The 19,945-nt window shown below is 58.8% G+C and carries 17 protein-coding genes, 2 tRNA genes and 1 pseudogene; 5 read left to right on the forward strand and 15 right to left on the reverse strand.

The genetic code is table 11. The annotated features are described in order from the left end of the window. Positions 1 to 16: 16 nt before the first annotated feature. Together WA928_RS07435 and WA928_RS07440 are read right to left on the reverse strand one after the other, a co-directional pair. A complete protein-coding gene (locus WA928_RS07435) occupies positions 17 to 661 on the reverse strand; it encodes a hypothetical protein (RefSeq protein ID WP_424301647.1) in 645 nt (214 codons plus the stop codon). A gap of 663 nt (positions 662 to 1,324) precedes the next feature. Then, a pseudogene (locus tag WA928_RS07440) lies at positions 1,325 to 1,648 on the reverse strand (TrmB family transcriptional regulator); the annotation flags it as partial. 56 nt (positions 1,649 to 1,704) lie between these two features. Here WA928_RS07440 and WA928_RS07445 point away from each other — a divergent pair. Continuing rightward, positions 1,705 to 1,789: transfer RNA gene (locus WA928_RS07445), tRNA-Leu, on the forward strand. Positions 1,790 to 1,969: 180 nt separating this feature from the next. Here WA928_RS07445 and WA928_RS07450 read toward each other — a convergent pair. Beyond that, positions 1,970 to 2,059 (reverse strand) — tRNA-Ser (locus WA928_RS07450). 57 nt (positions 2,060 to 2,116) lie between these two features. Here WA928_RS07450 and WA928_RS07455 point away from each other — a divergent pair. Further along, positions 2,117 to 3,097, forward strand: coding sequence for an NAD(P)H-quinone oxidoreductase (locus tag WA928_RS07455; RefSeq protein WP_424301650.1), 981 nt, complete (start codon positions 2,117 to 2,119; stop codon positions 3,095 to 3,097). Between the two features lie 103 nt (positions 3,098 to 3,200). Here WA928_RS07455 and pnp read toward each other — a convergent pair whose 3' ends face one another. The 7 genes from pnp to WA928_RS07490 form a co-directional block, all read right to left on the reverse strand. Further along, positions 3,201 to 5,345, reverse strand: coding sequence for a polyribonucleotide nucleotidyltransferase (pnp, locus tag WA928_RS07460; RefSeq protein WP_424301653.1), 2,145 nt, complete (start codon positions 5,343 to 5,345; stop codon positions 3,201 to 3,203). A 159-nt stretch (positions 5,346 to 5,504) separates the two neighbouring features. Further along, positions 5,505 to 5,774, reverse strand: coding sequence for a 30S ribosomal protein S15 (gene rpsO / locus WA928_RS07465; protein WP_350380544.1), 270 nt, complete (start codon positions 5,772 to 5,774; stop codon positions 5,505 to 5,507). A gap of 134 nt (positions 5,775 to 5,908) precedes the next feature. After that, positions 5,909 to 6,703: a CDP-diacylglycerol--serine O-phosphatidyltransferase gene (pssA, locus tag WA928_RS07470; protein ID WP_424302497.1), complete on the reverse strand. Its 795-nt coding sequence runs from the start codon at positions 6,701 to 6,703 to the stop codon at positions 5,909 to 5,911. Then, the gene (locus WA928_RS07475) at positions 6,687 to 7,367 is read right to left on the reverse strand and encodes a phosphatidylserine decarboxylase (protein WP_424301656.1); all 681 of its coding nucleotides are present in this window, start codon (positions 7,365 to 7,367) and stop codon (positions 6,687 to 6,689) included. The genes pssA and WA928_RS07475 overlap by 17 nt, the downstream gene beginning before the upstream one ends. A gap of 154 nt (positions 7,368 to 7,521) precedes the next feature. After that, on the reverse strand, positions 7,522 to 8,538 hold the full coding sequence (ilvC, locus tag WA928_RS07480; RefSeq protein ID WP_424301659.1) for a ketol-acid reductoisomerase: 1,017 nt from the start codon (positions 8,536 to 8,538) through the stop codon (positions 7,522 to 7,524). A 135-nt stretch (positions 8,539 to 8,673) separates the two neighbouring features. Continuing rightward, a complete protein-coding gene (gene ilvN, locus WA928_RS07485; RefSeq protein ID WP_350380538.1) occupies positions 8,674 to 9,165 on the reverse strand; it encodes an acetolactate synthase small subunit in 492 nt (163 codons plus the stop codon). A 10-nt stretch (positions 9,166 to 9,175) separates the two neighbouring features. Then, on the reverse strand, positions 9,176 to 10,897 hold the full coding sequence (locus tag WA928_RS07490; RefSeq protein ID WP_424301662.1) for an acetolactate synthase 3 catalytic subunit: 1,722 nt from the start codon (positions 10,895 to 10,897) through the stop codon (positions 9,176 to 9,178). A 428-nt stretch (positions 10,898 to 11,325) separates the two neighbouring features. On the opposite strand from WA928_RS07490, the gene WA928_RS07495 reads away from it, so the two are divergent. Continuing rightward, on the forward strand, positions 11,326 to 13,554 hold the full coding sequence (locus WA928_RS07495; protein WP_424301665.1) for an FUSC family protein: 2,229 nt from the start codon (positions 11,326 to 11,328) through the stop codon (positions 13,552 to 13,554). Here the strand turns inward: WA928_RS07495 and yaaA are convergent. After that, complete coding sequence (gene yaaA, locus WA928_RS07500) at positions 13,551 to 14,330, reverse strand: peroxide stress protein YaaA (RefSeq protein ID WP_424301668.1); 780 nt, start codon at positions 14,328 to 14,330, stop codon at positions 13,551 to 13,553. The genes WA928_RS07495 and yaaA overlap by 4 nt on opposite strands. 51 nt (positions 14,331 to 14,381) lie before the next feature. Next, a complete protein-coding gene (locus WA928_RS07505; protein WP_424301671.1) occupies positions 14,382 to 15,164 on the reverse strand; it encodes a 3-hydroxybutyrate dehydrogenase in 783 nt (260 codons plus the stop codon). Positions 15,165 to 15,267: 103 nt separating this feature from the next. On the opposite strand from WA928_RS07505, the gene crcB reads away from it, so the two are divergent. Continuing rightward, complete coding sequence (gene crcB, locus WA928_RS07510; RefSeq protein ID WP_424301674.1) at positions 15,268 to 15,690, forward strand: fluoride efflux transporter CrcB; 423 nt, start codon at positions 15,268 to 15,270, stop codon at positions 15,688 to 15,690. A 24-nt stretch (positions 15,691 to 15,714) separates the two neighbouring features. Here crcB and WA928_RS07515 read toward each other — a convergent pair whose 3' ends face one another. Both WA928_RS07515 and WA928_RS07520 read right to left on the reverse strand, forming a co-directional pair. After that, positions 15,715 to 16,425, reverse strand: coding sequence for a TerC family protein (locus tag WA928_RS07515; protein WP_424301677.1), 711 nt, complete (start codon positions 16,423 to 16,425; stop codon positions 15,715 to 15,717). A gap of 274 nt (positions 16,426 to 16,699) precedes the next feature. After that, a complete protein-coding gene (locus WA928_RS07520; protein WP_424301680.1) occupies positions 16,700 to 17,878 on the reverse strand; it encodes an MFS transporter in 1,179 nt (392 codons plus the stop codon). Between the two features lie 153 nt (positions 17,879 to 18,031). Here WA928_RS07520 and WA928_RS07525 point away from each other — a divergent pair, with 153 nt between their 5' ends. Continuing rightward, positions 18,032 to 19,117 (forward strand): ADP-ribosylglycohydrolase family protein, encoded by a 1,086-nt coding sequence (locus WA928_RS07525; protein ID WP_424301683.1) that lies wholly within the window; start codon positions 18,032 to 18,034, stop codon positions 19,115 to 19,117. Between the two features lie 28 nt (positions 19,118 to 19,145). On the opposite strand, the gene WA928_RS07530 is transcribed toward WA928_RS07525, so the two are convergent. Beyond that, positions 19,146 to 19,883: a hypothetical protein gene (locus tag WA928_RS07530; RefSeq protein WP_424301686.1), complete on the reverse strand. Its 738-nt coding sequence runs from the start codon at positions 19,881 to 19,883 to the stop codon at positions 19,146 to 19,148. Positions 19,884 to 19,945 lie beyond the last annotated feature (62 nt).

The following is a 19,945-nucleotide window of genomic DNA, read 5'->3' on the forward strand; positions in this document are numbered from 1 at the left end:
GGGTACTGCCGGGAAATTAGTGCAAAGAGGCCAGTTTTACCTGTTTGTCACCCAAGGCCTGGGCAACGTCGTACATGGCCTGATTAAGAATCTTGTGCGTCACTTTGTCGGTGTCGTGGCCAAACTTGGTATCAATATCCATCATGACCTTATTGTGCAAATCGTGGGACAAGGCTTTGTCAAACAGATAGCCCGACCAGAACGTGCCATCTACCGTGCCAGCCTGTACCAGGCCCTTGGCCAAGGCCGGGCCTTTAAGATCTGCCGGCGCTGCAGGCAGTTTTACGCCGGCTTCGGTGGCACGTTTCAGCCCATCATTGACTGCGTATGTCATGCCATCGATAAAGGTTTTCACTTCTTTCTCGCCATACTGTTTGGTCAGTTTGGCAACCTCGGCGTTGACAGTTTTTTCGCCCAGCATCGATACCAACGCCTTATCAAAGGTAAAGTGGCTGGCACCACCACCGGCAGCCACCAATGCTGCCGTTGCCTGCAAGGCAGGATCACCGGTGTAGACGGGGCCGCCAAACCAGTTCATGGCGTGGCTGCTGGCCGCCTGGGTGGAGGCACTGGCTGCCATTACCGGGCCGCCGGCCAGGGCAAAGCCCAATGCCGTCGCCAAGGCGAGAGAAGTACGGGTAAGAGAATGAGTGATGTTCATGATGTGCTCCTTCAAAACAAAGAAGGTCGCGACACGGCGTCATAGTGGCGTTGCGACGAGGCCCTTTAAAAAGGCGGGAAACCCCCCGTCCGGGAAAAGAGAATCCAGCTGGCGCAACGCCGGTTGAGACTGTAATTGGTTTAACTGTGGCTCTAGTGCCTGCCCTAAAGCAGCCAACGTGATGTACTGACGAATAAAGGCCTCGGCCAATTGGACAACCACCTCCTGGGTGGTACTTAGCCCCTGCGCAGCCTGGGCGTCTGTCTGGCCCACCAGCGCGCTGGCATGGTCGGCCACCACCAGCAACCAGCGGGTGGCATCGGCAGGCACCAAAGACAGGCAATGAATATCACCCTGGCAGCCACCACAGGGCTGCGGGCAGGCCTGCAGGCACAGGGTTGTAACTTGTACCCCTCTTTGCGTGGCAGAGGCCAAAGGCCTGGCCAAGGCAGCGGCCTCGGCTGGCTGCAAGGCCACCATCAGGGTGTGCTGGCAGCCATCTATCAGGTGCTGCGCCCGGGTCAAAAGCTCTTTACCACGCAGATCGAAGACAGGGGCCGGACTGTGGGCGGCCTGTTGACGCTCCAGCGCCGCATGCGCCGCCTGCAGCGAGCGCTGGTGCCGGGCATCCAGGCTGTCGAGCAGCTGTTGTGCTGGAATGGCACTGTAGCGCTGTGCACCTTCGCGCTCGGTGCGCAAAACGGCGCCACGCTCCAGGAGCTTGTTGGCGACGGCATAGATATTGGCACGGGGAATCCCGGTCTTTTTGGCCAGCTCGTAACCATTGAGCTCACCCGCCTGCACCAGTGCAACGTAGGCGCGAGCCTCGTACTCGGTAAAGCCAAGCTGTTGCAGGGCTACGGTGGTGTCCATAAAGATTAGCTTATCAATAGTTGCTATATGTATAACTACTATAAACCTGAAACCATCCCTGTCAAGAGGAACCACGTCGATATTTATGAACATGGCAAACCGGGCACCCCACATCCCTTCAGCCAAAAAATTCAGTAGGAGATGCGGTTACAATGAGCGCCTTGCAGACGGCTCCCATGGCGGAATAGGTAGACGCAAGGGACTTAAAATCCCTCGCTTTCGGGCGTGCCGGTTCGATTCCGGCTGGGAGCACCATCCTGTCTGCACCGCCCCTGGCGTCCAATCGGCACGCGACTCCACACACAAACACTTGTCCTCATCCGGCGGGCGCATACGCGCACACCGACGCAATCGCTGCGCAAAACCAAGCGGGATTTTAAAAATAGGGATTCAAGCCAGGCGTATGCCACAATGCCTGTGGATACTTGAGGGATTTGGCGGAAGCGGTGAGATTCGAACTCACGGATGGGTCGCCCCATCGCCGGTTTTCAAGACCGGTCCATTCAACCACTCTGGCACGCTTCCTGATTGAAGACCGCAAGTGTAACGCATAATCGTCACCCTATTTGTCGAGAAATACGGATGAAAGCAATCGAAATTACCCAACCCGGTGGCCCGGAGGTTCTACAACTCACTGACAGGCCGGTGCCAACACCTGGGCCGGGTGAAGTCCTGATCAAAGTGGCCGCAGCCGGCATCAACCGTCCAGACGTATTACAGCGACAAGGTGGTTACGCTCCACCTCCCGGCGCATCCGATCTCCCCGGCCTGGAAATCGCCGGCAATATCGTGGACGGCGATCCAGCCTCGGCAGGTCTGGCCATGAACGACGCCGTATGCGCCCTGGTAACAGGTGGTGGCTACGCCCAGTACTGTGTGGCGCCCGCGGCCCAATGCCTGCCAGTGCCCAAGGGGCTGTCGCTTATCCAGGCCGCCGCCCTGCCCGAAACCTATTTCACCGTCTGGAGCAATGTCTTTGACCGAGGCCGCCTATCGCCCGGCGAAACCTTGCTGGTGCACGGTGGTGCCAGCGGCATCGGCACCACCGCCATCACGCTGGCGCGTGCGTTTGGCCACACGGTATTTGCCACTGCCGGCAGCGACGAGCGCGTACAGGCTATTGAGGCCCTGGGATGCACCCGCGGGATCAACTATCACACACAGGATTTCGTAGAGGAAATCCAGGCTCTGACAGATGGCCGGGGCGTGGATGTCATTCTGGACATGGTGGCGGGCGACTATCTGCCACGCAACATCAAGTGCCTGGCCGAGGACGGCCGGCTGGTGATGATTGCCCAGCTGGGTGGCATGCACGGGCAGGTAAATTGCTGGCGCGTGATGGTGCGCCGCCTGACCATCACCGGCTCCACTTTAAGATCCCGCCCGGTGGCGTTCAAGGCAGCTATTGCCCAGGCGCTAAAAGAGCGTGTCTGGCCATTGCTTGAGGCAGGCACCATCGAACCTCTGATCCACGCCACATTTACGCTGGACGAGGCTGCCAAGGCACACGCCATGATGGATGCCGGCGAACAGATCGGCAAGATCGTCCTGACGATGGATTAAAGACAGCGCAAAAAACCGGCAGGTGGTTTGAACCACCTGCCGGTTTTTTCATACCCCTGATTGTAAGGGCTGGATACCTACCCAGCCCTTGCGGGCCGGGTGATTACTCGGCAGCCGACGGAGCCGCCGGACCACCTTGGGCTTCGATGCCGCCGATGGCTTTCACCGACAGACGCAGACGACCGCGGTCATCGGCTTCGAGGATCTTGACGCGCACCGACTGACCAACCTTCAGCACATCGTTGATATCGGCAATACGGTAATTGGCGATCTCGGAGATGTGCAGCAGGCCATCACGGCCGGGCAGCACCTGAACAATCGCACCGAAATCCAGCAAACGCTGTACTGTGCCCTGGTATTCCTGGCCAATTTCAACGTCAGCCGTGAGCTCTTTGATGCGGCGCTCGGCTTCGTGGGCACGATCCAGATCAGCACTGGCGATGGTGATGGTGCCATCGTCGCCGATATCGATCTGGCAACCGGTTTCTTCGGTCAGCGCACGGATGGTGGCGCCGCCCTTGCCGATCACGTCACGGATCTTCTCGGGGTTGATTTTCAGGCGCAACATGCGCGGCGCAAAATCGGAGAGCTCGGTACGTGAACCATCAATGGCTTCGCGCATCTTGCCAAGAATATGCAAACGGCCTTCGCGGGCCTGGGCCAGCGCTACCTGCATGATTTCTTTGGTAATGCCCTGGATTTTGATGTCCATCTGCAAGGCGGTGACGCCGGTAACCGTACCGGTTACCTTGAAGTCCATGTCGCCCAGGTGATCCTCGTCGCCCAGGATATCCGTGAGCACGGCAAACTTGCCGCCTTCCTTGATCAGGCCCATGGCCACACCGGCCACGTGATCCTTGATGGGCACACCGGCGTCCATCATGGACAGGCTGCCACCGCACACCGACGCCATCGAAGAAGAACCGTTGGATTCCATGATTTCGGAAACCACACGCAGCGTGTACTGGAATTCTTCGGGGCTGGGCAACAGGGCCAACAAGGCGCGCTTGGCCAGACGGCCGTGGCCGATCTCGCGGCGCTTGGGCACACCAAAACGGCCGGTTTCGCCTGTGGCAAACGGAGGCATGTTGTAGTGCAGCATGAAACGGTCACGGTACTCGCCCATGATCGAATCGATGATTTGCTCGTCTTGCTTGGTACCCAGCGTGGTGGTCACCAGCGCCTGGGTTTCACCCCGGGTAAACAAGGCCGAACCGTGGGCGCGCGGCAACACACCCAGACGGATGCTGATAGGGCGCACGGTACGGGTATCACGCCCGTCGATGCGGGGCTCGCCGTTCAGCACCTGGCCGCGGACGATCTCGGACTCGAGTGCAAAGAGCATATTCTCGACTTCGACATTATCGGGCGCAGCATCGCCACGGGCAGCGGCGTGCTCGGCCAGCTTGCCCTTGACGTCGGCATATACCTTACGCAGCTGCGTGGTGCGCTCTTGCTTGTTGCGCACCTGATAGACACCTTGCAAGGCTTCGAAAGCGGCACTGCGAACGGCGGTGGCCAGCACTTCGTTGCGCGGGGCAGGCTGCCAGTCCCACTCGGGCTTGCCGGCTTCGGCAACGAGCTCGTGGATGGCGTTGATGCAGACTTGCATTTGCTCGTGGCCAAACACCACTGCACCCAGCATCACGTCTTCGGACAGTTGCTTGGCTTCGGATTCAACCATCAGCACGGCGGTTTCGGTACCGGCCACGACCAGATCAAGCTGGGATTTCTCGTGCAGCAGGCTGGTACCCGGATTAAGCACATACTGGCCATCGACATAGCCTACCCGTACGGCACCCACCGGCCCGTTAAAGGGAATACCGGAGATTGCCAGCGCGGCGGAGGCACCAATCATGGCGGGGATATCGGGATCAATATCGGGATTGACCGACATCGTGTGAATGATCACCTGCACATCGTTGTAGAAGCCCTCGGGAAACAAGGGACGCAGCGGGCGGTCGATCAGGCGTGAGGTAAGTGTTTCTTTTTCGGAGGGTTTGCCCTCGCGCTTGAAAAAGCCTCCGGGGATCTTGCCGGCGGCGTAGGTTTTTTCGACGTAGTCAACCGTCAGGGGGAAGAAATCCTGACCGGGCTTGGCAGTACGGGCAGCCACGACGGTAGCCAGAACGACCGTATCGTCCACGGATACCAGCACCGCACCCGAGGCCTGACGGGCGATCTCGCCAGTTTCCAGAACCACGGTGTGCTCGCCGTACTGAAACGATTTGCTCACTTTGTTGAACATTTTTTTATCCTATTAAAAGAGCCGCCGGCAGGCACATGCCTGCAACCCACCCGCCGCGTGCGGGAACAAATTTTGGCGACCCATGACAAAAAGCCGCGCACACTGCAAATTGGATGGCAGCGTGCACGGCTAGTGCTGGGGGAACCTGGCCCCCGGGCATTACTTGCGCAGACCGAGTTTTTCGATCAGGGCGCGGTAGGAATCCGGGTGACGGCCTTTCAGGTAGTCGAGCAGCTTGCGGCGGCGGCTAACCATGCGCAGCAGACCACGACGTGAGTGGTGATCTTTGGTATGCGACTTGAAGTGGCCGGTGAGTTCGTTGATGCGGGCGGTAAGCAGGGCAACCTGGACTTCGGGAGACCCGGTATCCCCAGCGGCGCGCTGAAATTGCGCAACGATGTCGGATTTGATGATATCTGCAACAGACATGCTATGTATAACCTCGAGAACAGGCGGCAGCACCGAGGCGCGCTGCCGTGGGATCAAAAAAAGCGCCACGCAAATCGCGGCGCAGGGAAAATTATAGCGGATTTGTGTGCAAGACGTTGTGTCTATTATGGAGACTACGGGTTGCGGTCGGTATCCAGGCCACGCATGCGCTGGCCCAAACGACGGGCACGGCGCACACGCCACAGCCAGATCAGCCAGCCCGACAAGCTATACAGCACAAACAGCGCAAACAGCACTACTGGGGGATCGCTGGAGACAAACACAAACACCGCCACCAGCAGAAGCATCACCCAAAACGGCACGCTGCGCCCCAGGGCAAAGGATTTGCCACTGAAAAACGGCGCATTGGACACCATTGCCACACCGGCATAGATTGTCAGCCCAAACGCCACCCAGGGGATAAGGCCATCGGAAAACGACAGCTTGTTATCCACCGACAACCAGACAAAGCCGGCCACCAGCGCCGCTGCAGCCGGGCTGGGCAGGCCTTGAAAATATTGCTTGTCGACCTTGCCAATGTTGGCGTTAAACCGCGCCAGGCGCAGCGCCGCCCCCACGACATAAACAAAGGCGGCCAGCCAGCCCCAGCGGCCTAGGCCTTGCAATGACCACTCGTACATCACCAACGCCGGGGCCATGCCAAATGAAATCATATCGGCCAGGGAGTCGTATTGCTCGCCAAATGCCGACTGGGTGTGGGTAAGGCGCGCCACACGGCCATCCATGCTGTCAAAGACCATGGCCAGGAAGATTGCGATGGCCGCAACTTCGAAGTGCTGGTTCATGGACTGTACGACGGCATAAAAGCCGGAAAACAAATTGGCCGTGGTAAAGGCGTTGGGCAGCAGGTAAATGCTGCGCCGCCGTTGACGTTCATCGGGCATGGAGTGATCAGACTGCGGGTTCATCATGATGAGGATCTGCGGGTAATTGCGCCAGCACGGTGCTGGTTGCCTGGACTTTGTCGCCAATGACGACCTGAGGCCGCGACCCCAAAGGCAAGTATACGTCTACGCGCGAACCAAACCGGATAAAGCCGTAGCGCTGCCCGGCATACAGCGGCTGACCCACCCGGGCATAGCAGAGGATGCGCTTGGCCACCAGCCCCGCCACCTGAACCGCCGTCACCGTGTGACCATCAGGCGTTTTAAGCACCATGGCATTGCGCTCGTTTTCCAGAGAGGCTTTGTCGAGCGATGCATTGAAAAATTTGCCCGGGAAGTAATCGATGGACCGAATCGTGCCATCCACCGGCGAGCGGTTGGAGTGCACGTTGAAGACGTTCATGAATACGCTGATCTTGATGCTTTGACGCCCTTGAAAATAAGGGTCGGCGGCCTCTTCGACGCAGACAATTCGGCCATCTGCCGGGCACAGCACCAGATGCTCGCCCTCGGGCGCGGGGCGCGCCGGATCGCGAAAGAACTGCAACGCAAACAGCGCGAAGATCCAAAACGGGACGGCGGCCCACCAGGACCACAGGCTGACGGCTATGGCCAGCACCAGGCTGATGGCCAGGATACCCCAGCCCTCACGGGCAATCAGGGGATGAGGATACGCGGGGATTTTCATGATAGGCGCAAGAATAACCCAATTAGCAAAACAGGATTGGCGGTGGCGCCGTGCGCCAAAGCAGACTGGCCGCCGGCCACGCCATATCCGGATGAAAAATCATTTGGATACGACGCGGCCAGCGGCCAGAAAGGGTGCAAGGATTACCGGGAGATCAGTTCTTGGATTGATCCACCAGCTTGTTGGCGGCAATCCAGGGCATCATGGCGCGCAGCTTGCCACCCACCTGTTCGATTTGGGATTCGGCATTGAGGCGACGACGCGAGGTCAGCTCGGGCGCACCGGCTGCGTTTTCCAGGATGAAGTTCTTGGCATACACACCCGACTGAATATCCGCCAGGCACTGACGCATTGCTGCGCGGGTTTCGTCGTTGACCACACGCGGGCCAGTGACGTACTCGCCGTACTCCGCGTTGTTGGAAATCGAGTAGTTCATGTTGGCGATGCCGCCTTCGTAGATCAGGTCGACAATCAGCTTGAGCTCGTGCAGGCACTCGAAATAGGCCATTTCAGGGGCGTAGCCGGCATCCACCAGGGTCTGGAAGCCCGCCTTGATGAGTTCGACGGTACCGCCGCACAGCACGGCCTGTTCGCCAAAGAGGTCGGTTTCGGTTTCTTCGCGGAAATTGGTTTCGATGATACCTGCGCGGCCACCACCGTTACCCATGGCGTACGACAAGGCCAGATCGCGTGCCTTGCCCGACACGTCCTGGTGTACGGCGATCAGGTGCGGCACACCGCCACCCTGGGTGTAGGTGCTGCGCACGGTGTGGCCGGGTGCCTTTGGGGCAATCATGATGACGTCGATATCATCGCGCGGCACAACCTGGCCGTAGTGCACGTTAAAGCCGTGGGCAAAGGCCAGTGCTGCACCGGTCTTGAGGTTGGCGGCGATTTGCGTGCGATAGACCTCGCCGATGTGCTCATCAGGCAAAAGCATCATGACAACATCGGCGCCCTTTACCGCGTCAGCCACTTCTTTGACGGTAAGACCAGCGTTTTCGGCCTTTTTCCAGGAGGCCCCGCCCTTGCGCAGACCCACCGTCACATTGACGCCGGAGTCGTGCAGGTTTTGAGCATGGGCATGGCCTTGCGAGCCGTAGCCGATGATGGCCACGTGTTTGCCTTTGATCAGGGACAGGTCACAATCTTTGTCGTAAAAAACTTTCATGTTGAAGCTCCAATGTTTTTGATTCTGAAATGAGAGGTTGGGATGAGGCGGGGCATGGAATAGTCCCTGCGGACTATTTCATGCCTGACGAATCCGAGCAGCATGCAAGCTGCGAGGTGGGTCGCCGCATGAGGTTTACAGTTTAAGGACGCGCTCGCCCCGGCCAATGCCCGACACGCCGGTGCGGACAGTTTCCAGGATGGCGCTACGATCCAGCGCGCCAATAAAGGCGGCAATTTTGTCTTGCACGCCCGTCAGCTCGATGGTGTAGGTTTTATCGGTGACATCGATGATGCGGCCACGGAAAATCTCGGCCATGCGCTTCATCTCGTCGCGTTCTTTACCCACGGCCCGCACCTTGATCAGCATAAGCTCGCGCTCGACATGAGGGCCCTCGGAGAGATCCACCACCTTCACCACATCCACCAGGCGGTTCAGGTGCTTGGTGATCTGCTCGATGATCTCGTCCGAGCCCACTGTGACGATGGTCATCCGGGACAAGGTGGCATCCTCGGTGGGCGCCACCGTCAGCGTTTCGATGTTGTAGCCACGCGCCGAAAACAGCCCCACCACACGGGACAGAGCACCCGGCTCGTTTTCAAGCAATACAGAAATCACGTGTTTCATGGTTATCCCCTCACAGATCCTCAGCACCCAACAGCATCTCGGTCAGCCCGCGGCCAGCCTTGACCATCGGCCAGACGTTCTCGGTTTGATCTGTGATGAAATCCATGAAAACCAGACGATCTTTGTATCGTGTAAAGGCTTCACGCAAGGCCGGCTCGACATCGGCCGGTTTTTCGATACGCATGCCCACATGGCCGTAGCTTTCGGCCAGTTTGACGAAATCAGGCAGCGCATCGACGTAAGACTCTGAATAGCGCGAACCGTATTCGATTTCCTGCCACTGGCGCACCATCCCCAGGTAGCGGTTGTTCAGGCACAGCACCTTGGGGGTCAGGCGATATTGGCTGCAGGTGGAGAGTTCCTGGATATTCATCTGGATCGAACCCTCGCCCGTGATCACCGCCACATCGCGATCAGGGTTGGCCATTTGCACACCCATGGCAAAAGGCAAGCCCACGCCCATGGTGCCCAGGCCACCCGAGTTGATCCAGCGCCGGGGCTCCGGGAAGGGATAGTACTGCGCAGCCCACATCTGGTGCTGGCCCACGTCAGAGGCCACAAAGGCCTGCCCGCGGGTGATTTCCCAAAGCTTTTGCACCACAAACTGCGGCTTGATGACGGTATCCGAGTGCTCGTACTCCAGGCACTTGCGGCCACGCCAGGTGTCAATCTGCTTCCACCAGGCATCCAGCCGGTGCTCGTCTCCCGTGTGTTCGGCCAGGGTTTGCGCATACAGGCCAATGAGATCCTGCAGGACTTCACGCACATCGCCCACGATCGGCACGTCCACCCGTACCCGCTTGGAGATCGAAGACGGATCGATATCGATGTGAATGATTTTGTGGGCCACCGAAGCAAAGTGCTTGGGATTGCCGATCACGCGGTCATCAAACCGGGCACCAATTGCCAGCAACACATCGCAGTTTTGCATCGACATATTGGCTTCGTAGGTACCATGCATGCCAGGCATGCCCACAAATTTTTCGTCTGTGCCCGGCAACGTACCCAGCCCCATCAGGGTGGTGGTGCATGGCGCACCTGTCATACGAACCAGCTTGCGCAGTTCGTCGGACGCATTGGACAGCACCACGCCGCCGCCCGCATAGATCATGGGGCGCTCGGCTGCCATGAGCATCTGCACTGCTTTTTTGATTTGCCCTTGATGGCCCTTGGTAACCGGCGCGTACGAACGCAGCTGGGTAGGGCCTTTTTTGGGCGCAAACTTGCACGTGGCAACCGACACATCCTTGGGGATGTCGACCAACACGGGCCCGGGCCGCCCCGAGCGTGCAATGTAAAAGGCGCGGCGCATGGTCTCGGCCAGGTCTTTGACGTCTCGCACCAGAAAATTGTGTTTCACGCAGGGGCGCGTGATACCCACGGTATCGCATTCCTGGAAGGCATCCTGGCCGATGGCATGGGTAGGCACCTGACCGCTGATGATCACCAGCGGAATGGAGTCCATGTAAGCCGTGGCAATGCCCGTAACTGCATTGGTGACACCCGGGCCACTGGTGACCAGGCACACACCGGTTTTGTCGGAAGATCGGGAATACGCATCTGCGGCGTGAACCGCCGCTTGCTCGTGTCGCACCAGAACGTGCTGAAATTTGTCTTGCTTGTAGATCGCGTCGTAGATGTAGAGGACAGCACCGCCGGGGTAGCCAAATACATGGTCTACGCCTTCCTCGATCAGGCAACGCACGACGATGTCGGCGCCATTGAGTTCCATAGTGGATTCCTTTCGTAACCCGTGCCTTGCACCAAGTGGCTAACCGCAGGCCTGGGCCAGTGCTGATGATCCGCGACATGATCCGACGCTGGGCGATTCACGGAATCGCTTTGCCCGGACACATTACGGGACCAGTCTGTACCCCTTGACACAAAACACACGCGCCTTCGGGCGCAATGTGGTGGAAATGGACGCCCCGGACCACGCTTGTGGCATATCCTGAGGCATAAAACGGAAGGCGAAAAAAACCGGGTGTGTGACCCGGGTATGCTCGCCACATCAACCGGCCGCGATGGGGTCGGTCAAGCGGTTAATTTACCGCGTTGCAACATAGCCCGCAAGCGACAACCGCTTGCACACGCATTTTGGCCAGGATTTCCTATACTGCTCACGATGCCAACGATGGCGATTCACCGGACGATCTGCCCATGATGTCTCCACCCCTGCAGCTGCAGCGCTTTTTTTACAGCCACTATTTTTTTGGTGGACTGCGCCAGGCCAGTGGAGTTCTGCTGCCAGCTTTGGTATTGACGATGCTGTGGGGCTCAGTCACCACCGGCTTTGTAGCGGCAGTGGGTGCCGCCTGCGTGGCGATTCTGGATCAACCCGGTGGCCCGCGACGCTACGGTATCAACGGCATGTTCGCGGCTCTGTGCCTGGGCTCTCTTACCACGGCCGTCACGGGCCTGGCAGCCAGCCATACATTGTTGATCTGGCTGGTGATTCCCGCGCTGTGCTTTGCGTTTTCGATGCTGACGGTATACGGCAAACACGGCGGCCTGCTTGGCTTTGCGTGCTTGCTGATCATGACGCTCACCTTACGCACACCCCTGACCCCCAGCGATGTACTGCAACACACCCTGACATCCTTTTTAGGTGGCGCCTTCTACCTGGTGTACAGCGCCATCGTGCACCGTTTGATGTGGCATCGCGAAGAGCAGCAGGCCTTGTCGGTAGCCCTGTTTGCCACAGCGGATTACATCGCCACTCGCGCCAATTTTTACGATATTCATGAAGACCTGGACAAGAACTATCGCCAGCTGATCCGCACCCAGGCATCCATGACCGACGCCCATCAGGCGGCCCGCGACATGGTGCTGCGCGAGCTGCCCCGTGGCACCACCAAGCGCAGCGACCGGCAACGCCAGGGCTTGCTCAACCTCTTTGTCGACATGATCGGCCTGCTGGACAGCATGGTGGCTACGCACACGGATTACGCCACCTTGCGCCAGGCGCTGCCCGACAGCGACTGCTTGCTGTTTGTGCGCGATGCCATGCGCAAGCTGGCCGCCAATGTGTCAGGGCTGGCACTTAATGTGGCCCGCAACCGCCGCACGCGGGTACGCAACAGCGTCAAGGCCGAACTGCGCGCTCTGGAGTTCGAACTGCAGCAGCTGCGCGAAGCAGACATGGCCCAGAACAACCCCGAGCTGTATGCCCTGCTGGTGCAGGTGCTGCGTCGCCTGCGCAACATGACCCGCCAGGTTGATCGCATGGCTGATCACTCGGTCAACCCCCTGCCCCGCGATACGGATACGGCACGGGCCAATCGCTCGCTCAATCGCTTCTTGTCACGCCAAAAATGGCGCCTGGGTTTACTAACCGATAATCTGCATCCCCAATCCGCACACTTCCGCTACGCGGTCAGGGTGGCCGCAGCGGCCCTGCTGGCAATGGTCGTGGGCAGCGCCTTGGCCCGGGCACCATTGGTGCGTACGCTGGATCCGGGCATGGCCGGCCATAGTTACTGGATCATCCTGACGGTACTGATCATCATGAAGCCGGGCTTTGCCCTTACCCGGCAACGCAACGGCTGGCGTCTAATCGGCACACTGGCAGGCTGCGGCCTGGCTCTGGTTTTGTTCTATCTGAACCTCAACCCCACCCTGTATCTGCTGATCCTGGTGGCCTGCAGTATTCTGGGTTACAGCCTGGTTCAACTTAACTACACCCTGTCGGCCATGTCCAACACCGTGTTTGTTTTGCTGGTGTTTCATTTCCTGGTGCCCGGCTCTACCACGGTGGTGGGCGAGCGCTTGGTGGACACCCTGATTGGCTGTGTACTGGCACTTAGCGGCAGCTACATCCTGCCCTCGTGGGAGCGCAATACCCTGGACGCACTGGCCCAGGCGCTACGCGAGACCAACCTAGCCTTTTTGCGCCACGGACAGGCATTTGTCCAGGCATCCCGGCTGGCTCGCCAGCACGGGCAAAATCCGCTGGAGGCCATCGAGGCGGAAACCCGCTGGAAACTCAGCCGCAAAAATGTGCATACGGCATTCAGCAATTTTGCCTCGGCCTTTTACCGCATGATGGATGAGCCCACCCGCCGGCAGCGCCACGTGCCCGAATTTAACCGGCTGATGATCCAGCATCACGCCCTGGCATCACAAACGGCAGCCGTCATCCCGCAACTAGCCCAGTTGGACACCGAACCCGAAGGCATCCGCCAGGCGCTGAAAGCCACCGAAAATACGCTGGCCGGCCAAACCGCACAAGTGCCCAATGTCATTGATACGGACGGCAACTACGCCGCGCTGGCTTACCCGCTGCGGCAGATGATCAAGGCCGCGCAACAGATCCAGGACAACATGCTGGCGCTGCAGCCTGCCCCGCAAACAGACGCCAAGCCGCAGACAGACGCCGCCCCCGGCTAGTGCTGGGCGGGCCGGCGAAACACCAGGGTGTCGTCGTCTGATTCTTCGGCGCAATAGGCGTAGTTCTCGGCCGAGAACTTGCGCAGTTGCGCGGGCTTGGTGATGGCGTGCTGGATCACAAAGCGGGCCATGAGGCCGCGCGCGCGTTTGGCATGAAAGCTGATGACTTTCCAGACGCCATTTTTTTCGTCCTGAAACACGCATTGAATGACGCGTGCCTGCAGTACTTTGCGATTGACGGATTTGAAATATTCCTGCGATGCCAGATTCAGCAAAACAGGCGCACCACCCAGCTGCTCCAGCCGCTGCTGAAGCGCCAGGGCGATTTTGTCGCCCCAGAACTGATACAGGCTATGGCCACGATCCGTGGGCAGCCGGGTGCCCATCTCGAGGCGGTGCGGCTGGATGAGATCCAGAGGTCGCAACACCCCGTACAGGCCGCTGAGAATAGCAAGATGCTCTTGTGCCCAATCCAGTTGTGTGTCAGAGAAATCAGCCGCCTGAAGGCCCTCGTAGACATCGCCATTAAAAGCCAGGATAGCTTGCCTCGCGTGCTGCCGGGTGGGTTTCTTTACCCAAGCGGCATAGCGATCGGCATTAAGCTGCGCCAGCGCATCAGAAAGCCCCATAAGCTGACTGAGTTGCGCGGGCTGATAGCCCTGCATCACCTGAAGCAGTGCCTGCGTATCGCCATCAAATATGGGGGTAGACCACTGTTGCGTGCGCACAGGGGAATCGTAGTCCAGCTTTTTGGCTGGAGACAAAACCATCAGCATACGAGATCCTTGCGTTCACGCCAGCCTTGGTGGCCGGCGTGAGGAAGTCAATTAACGGGCTGTCCAACCGCCATCGATCGACAAGGTGGTGCCTGTCATCTGGGCTGCGGCATCAGAGGCAATAAAGACGGCGGCCTGACCCAACTGCTCGGGCGTCACAAACTCAAGTGAAGGCTGCTTCTCGGAGAGAAGATCACGGGCAGCGTCTTCGATGCTGAGATGTTTGCTATCAGCCATCGCCTTGATCTGTGTTTCGACCAGAGGCGTGCGCACCCAACCCGGGCAGATGGCGTTGCAAGTAACCCCTGTGCCGGCGTTTTCGAGGGCAGTCACCTTGGTGAGGCCCACGACTCCGTGCTTGGCCGCCACATAGGCAGACTTATCAACCGACGCCACCAGCCCATGAGCCGAGGCGATATTGATGATGCGGCCAAATTTTTGTTTTTTGAGGGTGGGCAGCGCTGCTGCGGTGCAATGAAACACGGCCGACAAGTTGAGCGCAATGATGTTGTTCCATTTCTGGATCGGGAAGTCTTCGATGAGGTCGGTGTGCTGAATGCCTGCGTTATTAACCAGGATATCCAGGCCGCCCAGCGCCTTGATCGACTGGGCGATGAAGTCGCGTGCAGCTTGCTCGTCCATCAGATCAGCGTTTAGATACACCGCCTTGATACCAAAGTCTTTTTCCAGGCCAGCGCGCTCACGCTCGATGGCGTCAGCATCGCCAAAACCATTGATCACTACATCGGCACCCTGCCGGGCAAGCTCGCGCGCAATGGCCAACCCAATCCCACTGGTTGAGCCCGTCACGATTGCTTTTTTTCCTTTCAGCATCAGATTTCTCCTTCTGCAATGGATTCGTGAATGGATGCAGATCAGTGTAACGCGCCATCCTGAATGTTGCCTTGCAGCATTGGAAACCCCACTGCTAAGATGCTTGCCAGACCCCACTGGACGAGAAACCTTGCTCTATAGCCCACTGCTTGCCATTGCCACTGGAGCCTCCGCAGGCGCGATCCTGCGCTGGTGGCTGGGGCGTACGCTTAACATGCTTTTCCCGCTACTGCCTCCTGGCACGCTGGTGGCCAACCTGCTGGGTGGCTACATCATCGGTGTCGCCATCGCGGTGTTTGGGGCTTCCGCACATTTGTCGCCGCAATGGCGGCTATTTGTGATCACCGGATTTTGCGGCGGCCTGACCACGTTTTCCACTTTCTCGGCCGAGCTGGCCATCCTGTTGCAGGAAGGCCGTTTGGGCTGGCTGGCCGGATCAATCCTGGTTCACGTGGGTGGCTCGTTGGTCATGACGCTGCTGGGCATTGCCACTGTGGCAGGCATCAAAATGCTGTCGGCAGGCTAGGCCGGCCGACAGCCGCCTGCACAATCAGGCACGGGCCGCCATTTGTTTGCGTTTTTGCTTGGCCCACAGCATGCCGCCGCCCACCACCAGCAAGGCACCTACGATCTCGGCAATGATCTTCCACATCGCCGGGGCCTGCCCCCAGTGTTCTACGACAAATACGTCTGATATCAGCATGCCGCCGGCAATCCAGCCCAACAAGGCCGCGCCCAAAGTAACCACAACAGGGAAGCGATCGATGAGTTTGAGCACCAGGGTGCTGCCCCAGACAATAATGGGCACACTGACCAGCAAACCAAAGATGACCAGCCCGATCTGATGATCCACATGGGCATTTTGTGCCGCACCCGCAATAGCGATCACGTTATCCAGGCTCATGACAAAATCGGCAATGATGATGGTTTTGACTGCAGCCAACACTGACGCGCCGCCTTTGATTTTGTCGTGGCCATGGTCTTCGGGCAGCAACAGTTTCATGCCGATCCACAGCAGCAGCAAGCCGCCCACCAGTTTCAAGAAGGGCACACTGAGCAGTGTCAGGGCAAAGGCGATCAGCACTACGCGCAGGATAATGGCCCCGGCAGTGCCCCACAAGATGCCCTGCATTCGTTGCTTATGCTCTAGATTGCGGCACGCAAGGGCGATGACGACGGCATTGTCGCCTCCCAGCAAAATATCAATGATGATGATCTGAAAGACCGCGCCCCAGTGCAGGGTCTCGATGAATTCAAACATGAAATCTCCAATAAAAAAGGCCTGAAGCCCATTACAGGCCAGGCCATTTCTTGGAAAAGAGACGCACCTTGCCCTATGTGGCAAGGTCTTGCTCGCAACCCCTTGGATTGCCCGGACACCGGGTGCCTGCGTAAAGCATGCTGCCGTCGTGACGATGTCGCGGAGAAGGTGAGCTACTCCCCTTGATCGGAGGATTATACTGAAAAACACCCAGCGTATATACCGCCGGACAAAAAATCAGGCAGAACAACACCCTGCGGGAAACACCGCTGCATCAGGCAGGCATAAACCGCCAGGCAATAAACGCTGCCACACATTGAGACAACAGCAAACTGGCCACTGCGCCCGGCCAACCGCCCCAGGCATAGCCAATACCGCACAACCAGGCGCCGGTAAACCCACCGCAATAATAGGCCGAGTAATACAAGCCACTGGCCAAAGAGCGGCCCTGGGTGATGCGTCCGGCGATAAAACTCATGGTGGCCGACTGAATGATAAACACACCGCAGGCGGCAACCGCCAGGCCGACCACCACCAGCCACGAAGGTACCGACAGTGTCAGTGCCACACCAATAGCAGACGTAAACAAACTGGCTAACACGGTGGTGCGCACACCGAAGCGGGGTATCAGGCGCCCCGACAAAGGCGTGATGAGCACACCCAGCAAATACACTGTAAAAATATTGGCCAATTGGCCAGAGCTGAAGTAATACGGCGGCTCAGCCAGATGCAGATTGACGAAAGTAAACAGGCCGATCAGGGCAAAAAAGACAGAAAACCCCAATGCACAGGCCGCTTGCAAGGCGGGATTACGCAGCAGCTGCCCCAGCGAGATCAGGCTGGACTTGACCCGGGCGTTGGGCACGAAGTAACGCGAATCGGGCAAGCCGCGCCAGACCACTACAGCGCCCAACAGGTTCAGCACCGCCATGACGGCAAACGCACTTTGCCACGGCATGAACTCAACTAGGTGGCCCAGCAAAAACCGCCCCAGAAACCCGCCAAACACACAGCCCGAGACATATAGCGACACCATGCGCACCATCAGTGGGCTGCGAAATTCTTCGCCAATGTAGGCCACCGCCACCACCGAAACACCAGGCACGGCCAACCCCTGCAAAAAGCGCAGAATCAGCAAACCCTGAACGGAGTCCACCATCGGCATGAGCCCCGTGGGCACAGCGGCCAGGAATACGGACGCAATGATCAGCGGCTTGCGCCCCACCGCATCCGAGAGCATGCCCACAAAGGGAGAAATCAGCGCAACGGCCAGCACCGTCATCCCCACCGAGTTGCCGATCTCCACCACACTGGCGTTAAGGTCGCGCTGCAGCTGGGGCAGAATCGACTGGATGGAATACACCTGGATGAAGGCAAACAACCCCACCAGTGCAATCGTCACTTTAAGCAAACGGCTGGCTTGATCCGGGGCGTGAGAAGGGGTGGCGGGCACAAAAAGGATCTGAAGAGGAGGCGAGCGGTGATTATAGACGCCGGCCGGCCAATGCCCCTGAAAGGCTGATCGGCAGCCGGGGCCGCGCACCGGCTTGCCACAAGGCTGCGCAGCGCCGCATACTGAAGGCCTCTGTCTCAATCGGGATTTTTCATGAGCAACGCCATCACCATAGAACAACGAGCACGGGGTGCCCTGATGGGCGCGTACATCGGCGACGCGCTGGCACTGGGCCCGCACTGGTACTACAACCTCGATGAACTGCAACAGACATACGGGCCTTGGATCAGCGACTACACCGAACCCGAACCCGGCCGTTACCATGCGGGACTCAAGGCGGGGCAATCCTCACAAGCAGGTTTTATTCTGGATTTGCTGGTGGAATCGCTGACAGACCAGGGGCAATACAACGAGGCCCATTTTTGTCAGCAACTGGATACCAAGCTGTTTCCCCAGTTGGACGGTACGCCGATGCAAGGGCCCGGAGGCTATACCAGCCAGTCGATCCGCGAGGCATGGCGCTTGCGGGTGCAGCAAAAAAAACCGTGGGGTCAAGTTGCCGGCCTGGCTGACACCACCGAAGCGGCCGAACGCATCCTGGCGCTGGCCATCCGCTATGCGCTGCAACCAGCAGAGCTGGCCCGTTGCATCTCCAGCAACACCGCCCTCACCCAATATGACACCACCGTGATGGCCATGACCGTCGCCTATGGCTGCGTGCTGGGTAGTCTGGTACGCGGCGAACCCCTGGACACGCAAACCTCCGGGCGTCTGATGACACTGGTACACGATGGCGTCCTGCCCTTCCATGCAGTGACATCCACGGGTGAGCAAACCCCGCCGCCCGGCCCTGAAGCCCCCCGGCAGGTCGGACAGTTTCCCTCGCCCGACGCCTTACTGACTGCTTCATGCATCCTGCAAGCGGCTACCGACCCCGACATCCGCATCGATCCGGCCTGGAAAGCCTCTTTGGTATACGGCATGCCCTGCGCGGTTTACCACCAGTTTCCAGCCGCCTACTACCTGGCCGGCCGTTTTCAGGGCGATTTCGAACTAGCCGTGTTACATGCCGTCAATGGCGGCGGCCAAAACCAGGCTCGGGCCATCCTGACAGGCGCACTCTCGGGTGCACTGGGAGGAATTCAATCGATTCCCGAGCGCTTCATCACAGGCCTTGAAAACCACGCGCAGCGACAAAAATGGGCGCAGCAACTGGGCCAACAGGCGGCAGGAAAATAAGTGCAGAGGCTTGACTGTGGCTGCCCGGCTAGCGCACTGGCAGAAAATTGAAAAACAGCAAGCCCTGTACATAATTGATCCCTATGCGCCGCATGCTCTCGTCCTGCAGTTCGGCCACCAGATCCAGGCGGGCCACCATGCGGCCAAACTCGCGCTCGAAGCTCAGGTTGGCCACGCCTTCACCCAATTGATTGGACAGCAGCAGGGGCCGGCCTTCGGCGTCTCGCCGGCTGGCCAGCATCCAGGCGGCCACCTCGAGATTACGGGCGGCGTTAAAGACGTGCGTGGCATCCACCGAATCCGTGACATGAAAACGGGTTTTGCCGCCGTGTGCGGCAATGATCATATTTGCCATGCCCAGCACAAACGCAGCCACCCTGTCTCCGGGATAGCGCGGATCCATCGCCACGGACAGCACTTCAATATCCCGCAAACCATCCAGCTCGAGGGGCACCTCACCCAGCAAAATACGCGCATTGCCTTGCGCCAGCGCCGAGTTCAAATCAGTAAAACCAGCCTTACGCCACTGGGCCGGATTGCGGCGATAGAGTTTTTCGAGCAAGCGCTGCAGGCTGTCCAGATTGTCGCGCATTGCCAGGGTTTCCAGCCGATTGATATCGCTCTGAACAAGTTGATCGCCAGAAAATGCCTCGCCGCGCGGCCCCGGACTGGTTCCCGAAGTAGCCGCACAAGCCGATAGCACACAGACCAACGTGCCCACGGCCGCTGTCCGTGCAGCACGGTAGTGGGATCGATCACGGTTCATACATCGGGTATCCATATGGATGCACGGGAATCTGCAAGAGCGTATTTGCTGACGCTGACGCA

The sequence above is a fragment of the Castellaniella sp. genome (genome assembly GCF_049651205.1).
Taxonomy (GTDB): Bacteria; Pseudomonadota; Gammaproteobacteria; order Burkholderiales; family Burkholderiaceae_B; genus Castellaniella.

Bases quoted from the DNA above. Each gene is read 5' to 3' on its own strand.
- WA928_RS07505 (WP_424301671.1), bottom strand. From the start codon at position 15,164: ATGCTGAAAGGAAAAAAAGCAATCGTGACGGGCTCAACCAGTGGGATT.
- WA928_RS07530 (WP_424301686.1), bottom strand. From the start codon at position 19,883: ATGAACCGTGATCGATCCCACTACCGTGCTGCACGGACAGCGGCCGTG.
- pnp (WP_424301653.1), bottom strand. From the start codon at position 5,345: ATGTTCAACAAAGTGAGCAAATCGTTTCAGTACGGCGAGCACACCGTG.
- rpsO (WP_350380544.1), bottom strand. From the start codon at position 5,774: ATGTCTGTTGCAGATATCATCAAATCCGACATCGTTGCGCAATTTCAG.
- ilvC (WP_424301659.1), bottom strand. From the start codon at position 8,538: ATGAAAGTTTTTTACGACAAAGATTGTGACCTGTCCCTGATCAAAGGC.
- WA928_RS07435 (WP_424301647.1), bottom strand. From the start codon at position 661: ATGAACATCACTCATTCTCTTACCCGTACTTCTCTCGCCTTGGCGACG.
- WA928_RS07475 (WP_424301656.1), bottom strand. From the start codon at position 7,367: ATGAAAATCCCCGCGTATCCTCATCCCCTGATTGCCCGTGAGGGCTGG.
- WA928_RS07490 (WP_424301662.1), bottom strand. From the start codon at position 10,897: ATGGAACTCAATGGCGCCGACATCGTCGTGCGTTGCCTGATCGAGGAA.
- WA928_RS07455 (WP_424301650.1), top strand. From the start codon at position 2,117: ATGAAAGCAATCGAAATTACCCAACCCGGTGGCCCGGAGGTTCTACAA.
- pssA (WP_424302497.1), bottom strand. From the start codon at position 6,703: ATGAACCCGCAGTCTGATCACTCCATGCCCGATGAACGTCAACGGCGG.
- ilvN (WP_350380538.1), bottom strand. From the start codon at position 9,165: ATGAAACACGTGATTTCTGTATTGCTTGAAAACGAGCCGGGTGCTCTG.
- WA928_RS07515 (WP_424301677.1), bottom strand. From the start codon at position 16,425: ATGTTTGAATTCATCGAGACCCTGCACTGGGGCGCGGTCTTTCAGATC.
- WA928_RS07525 (WP_424301683.1), top strand. From the start codon at position 18,032: ATGAGCAACGCCATCACCATAGAACAACGAGCACGGGGTGCCCTGATG.
- yaaA (WP_424301668.1), bottom strand. From the start codon at position 14,330: ATGCTGATGGTTTTGTCTCCAGCCAAAAAGCTGGACTACGATTCCCCT.
- WA928_RS07495 (WP_424301665.1), top strand. From the start codon at position 11,326: ATGATGTCTCCACCCCTGCAGCTGCAGCGCTTTTTTTACAGCCACTAT.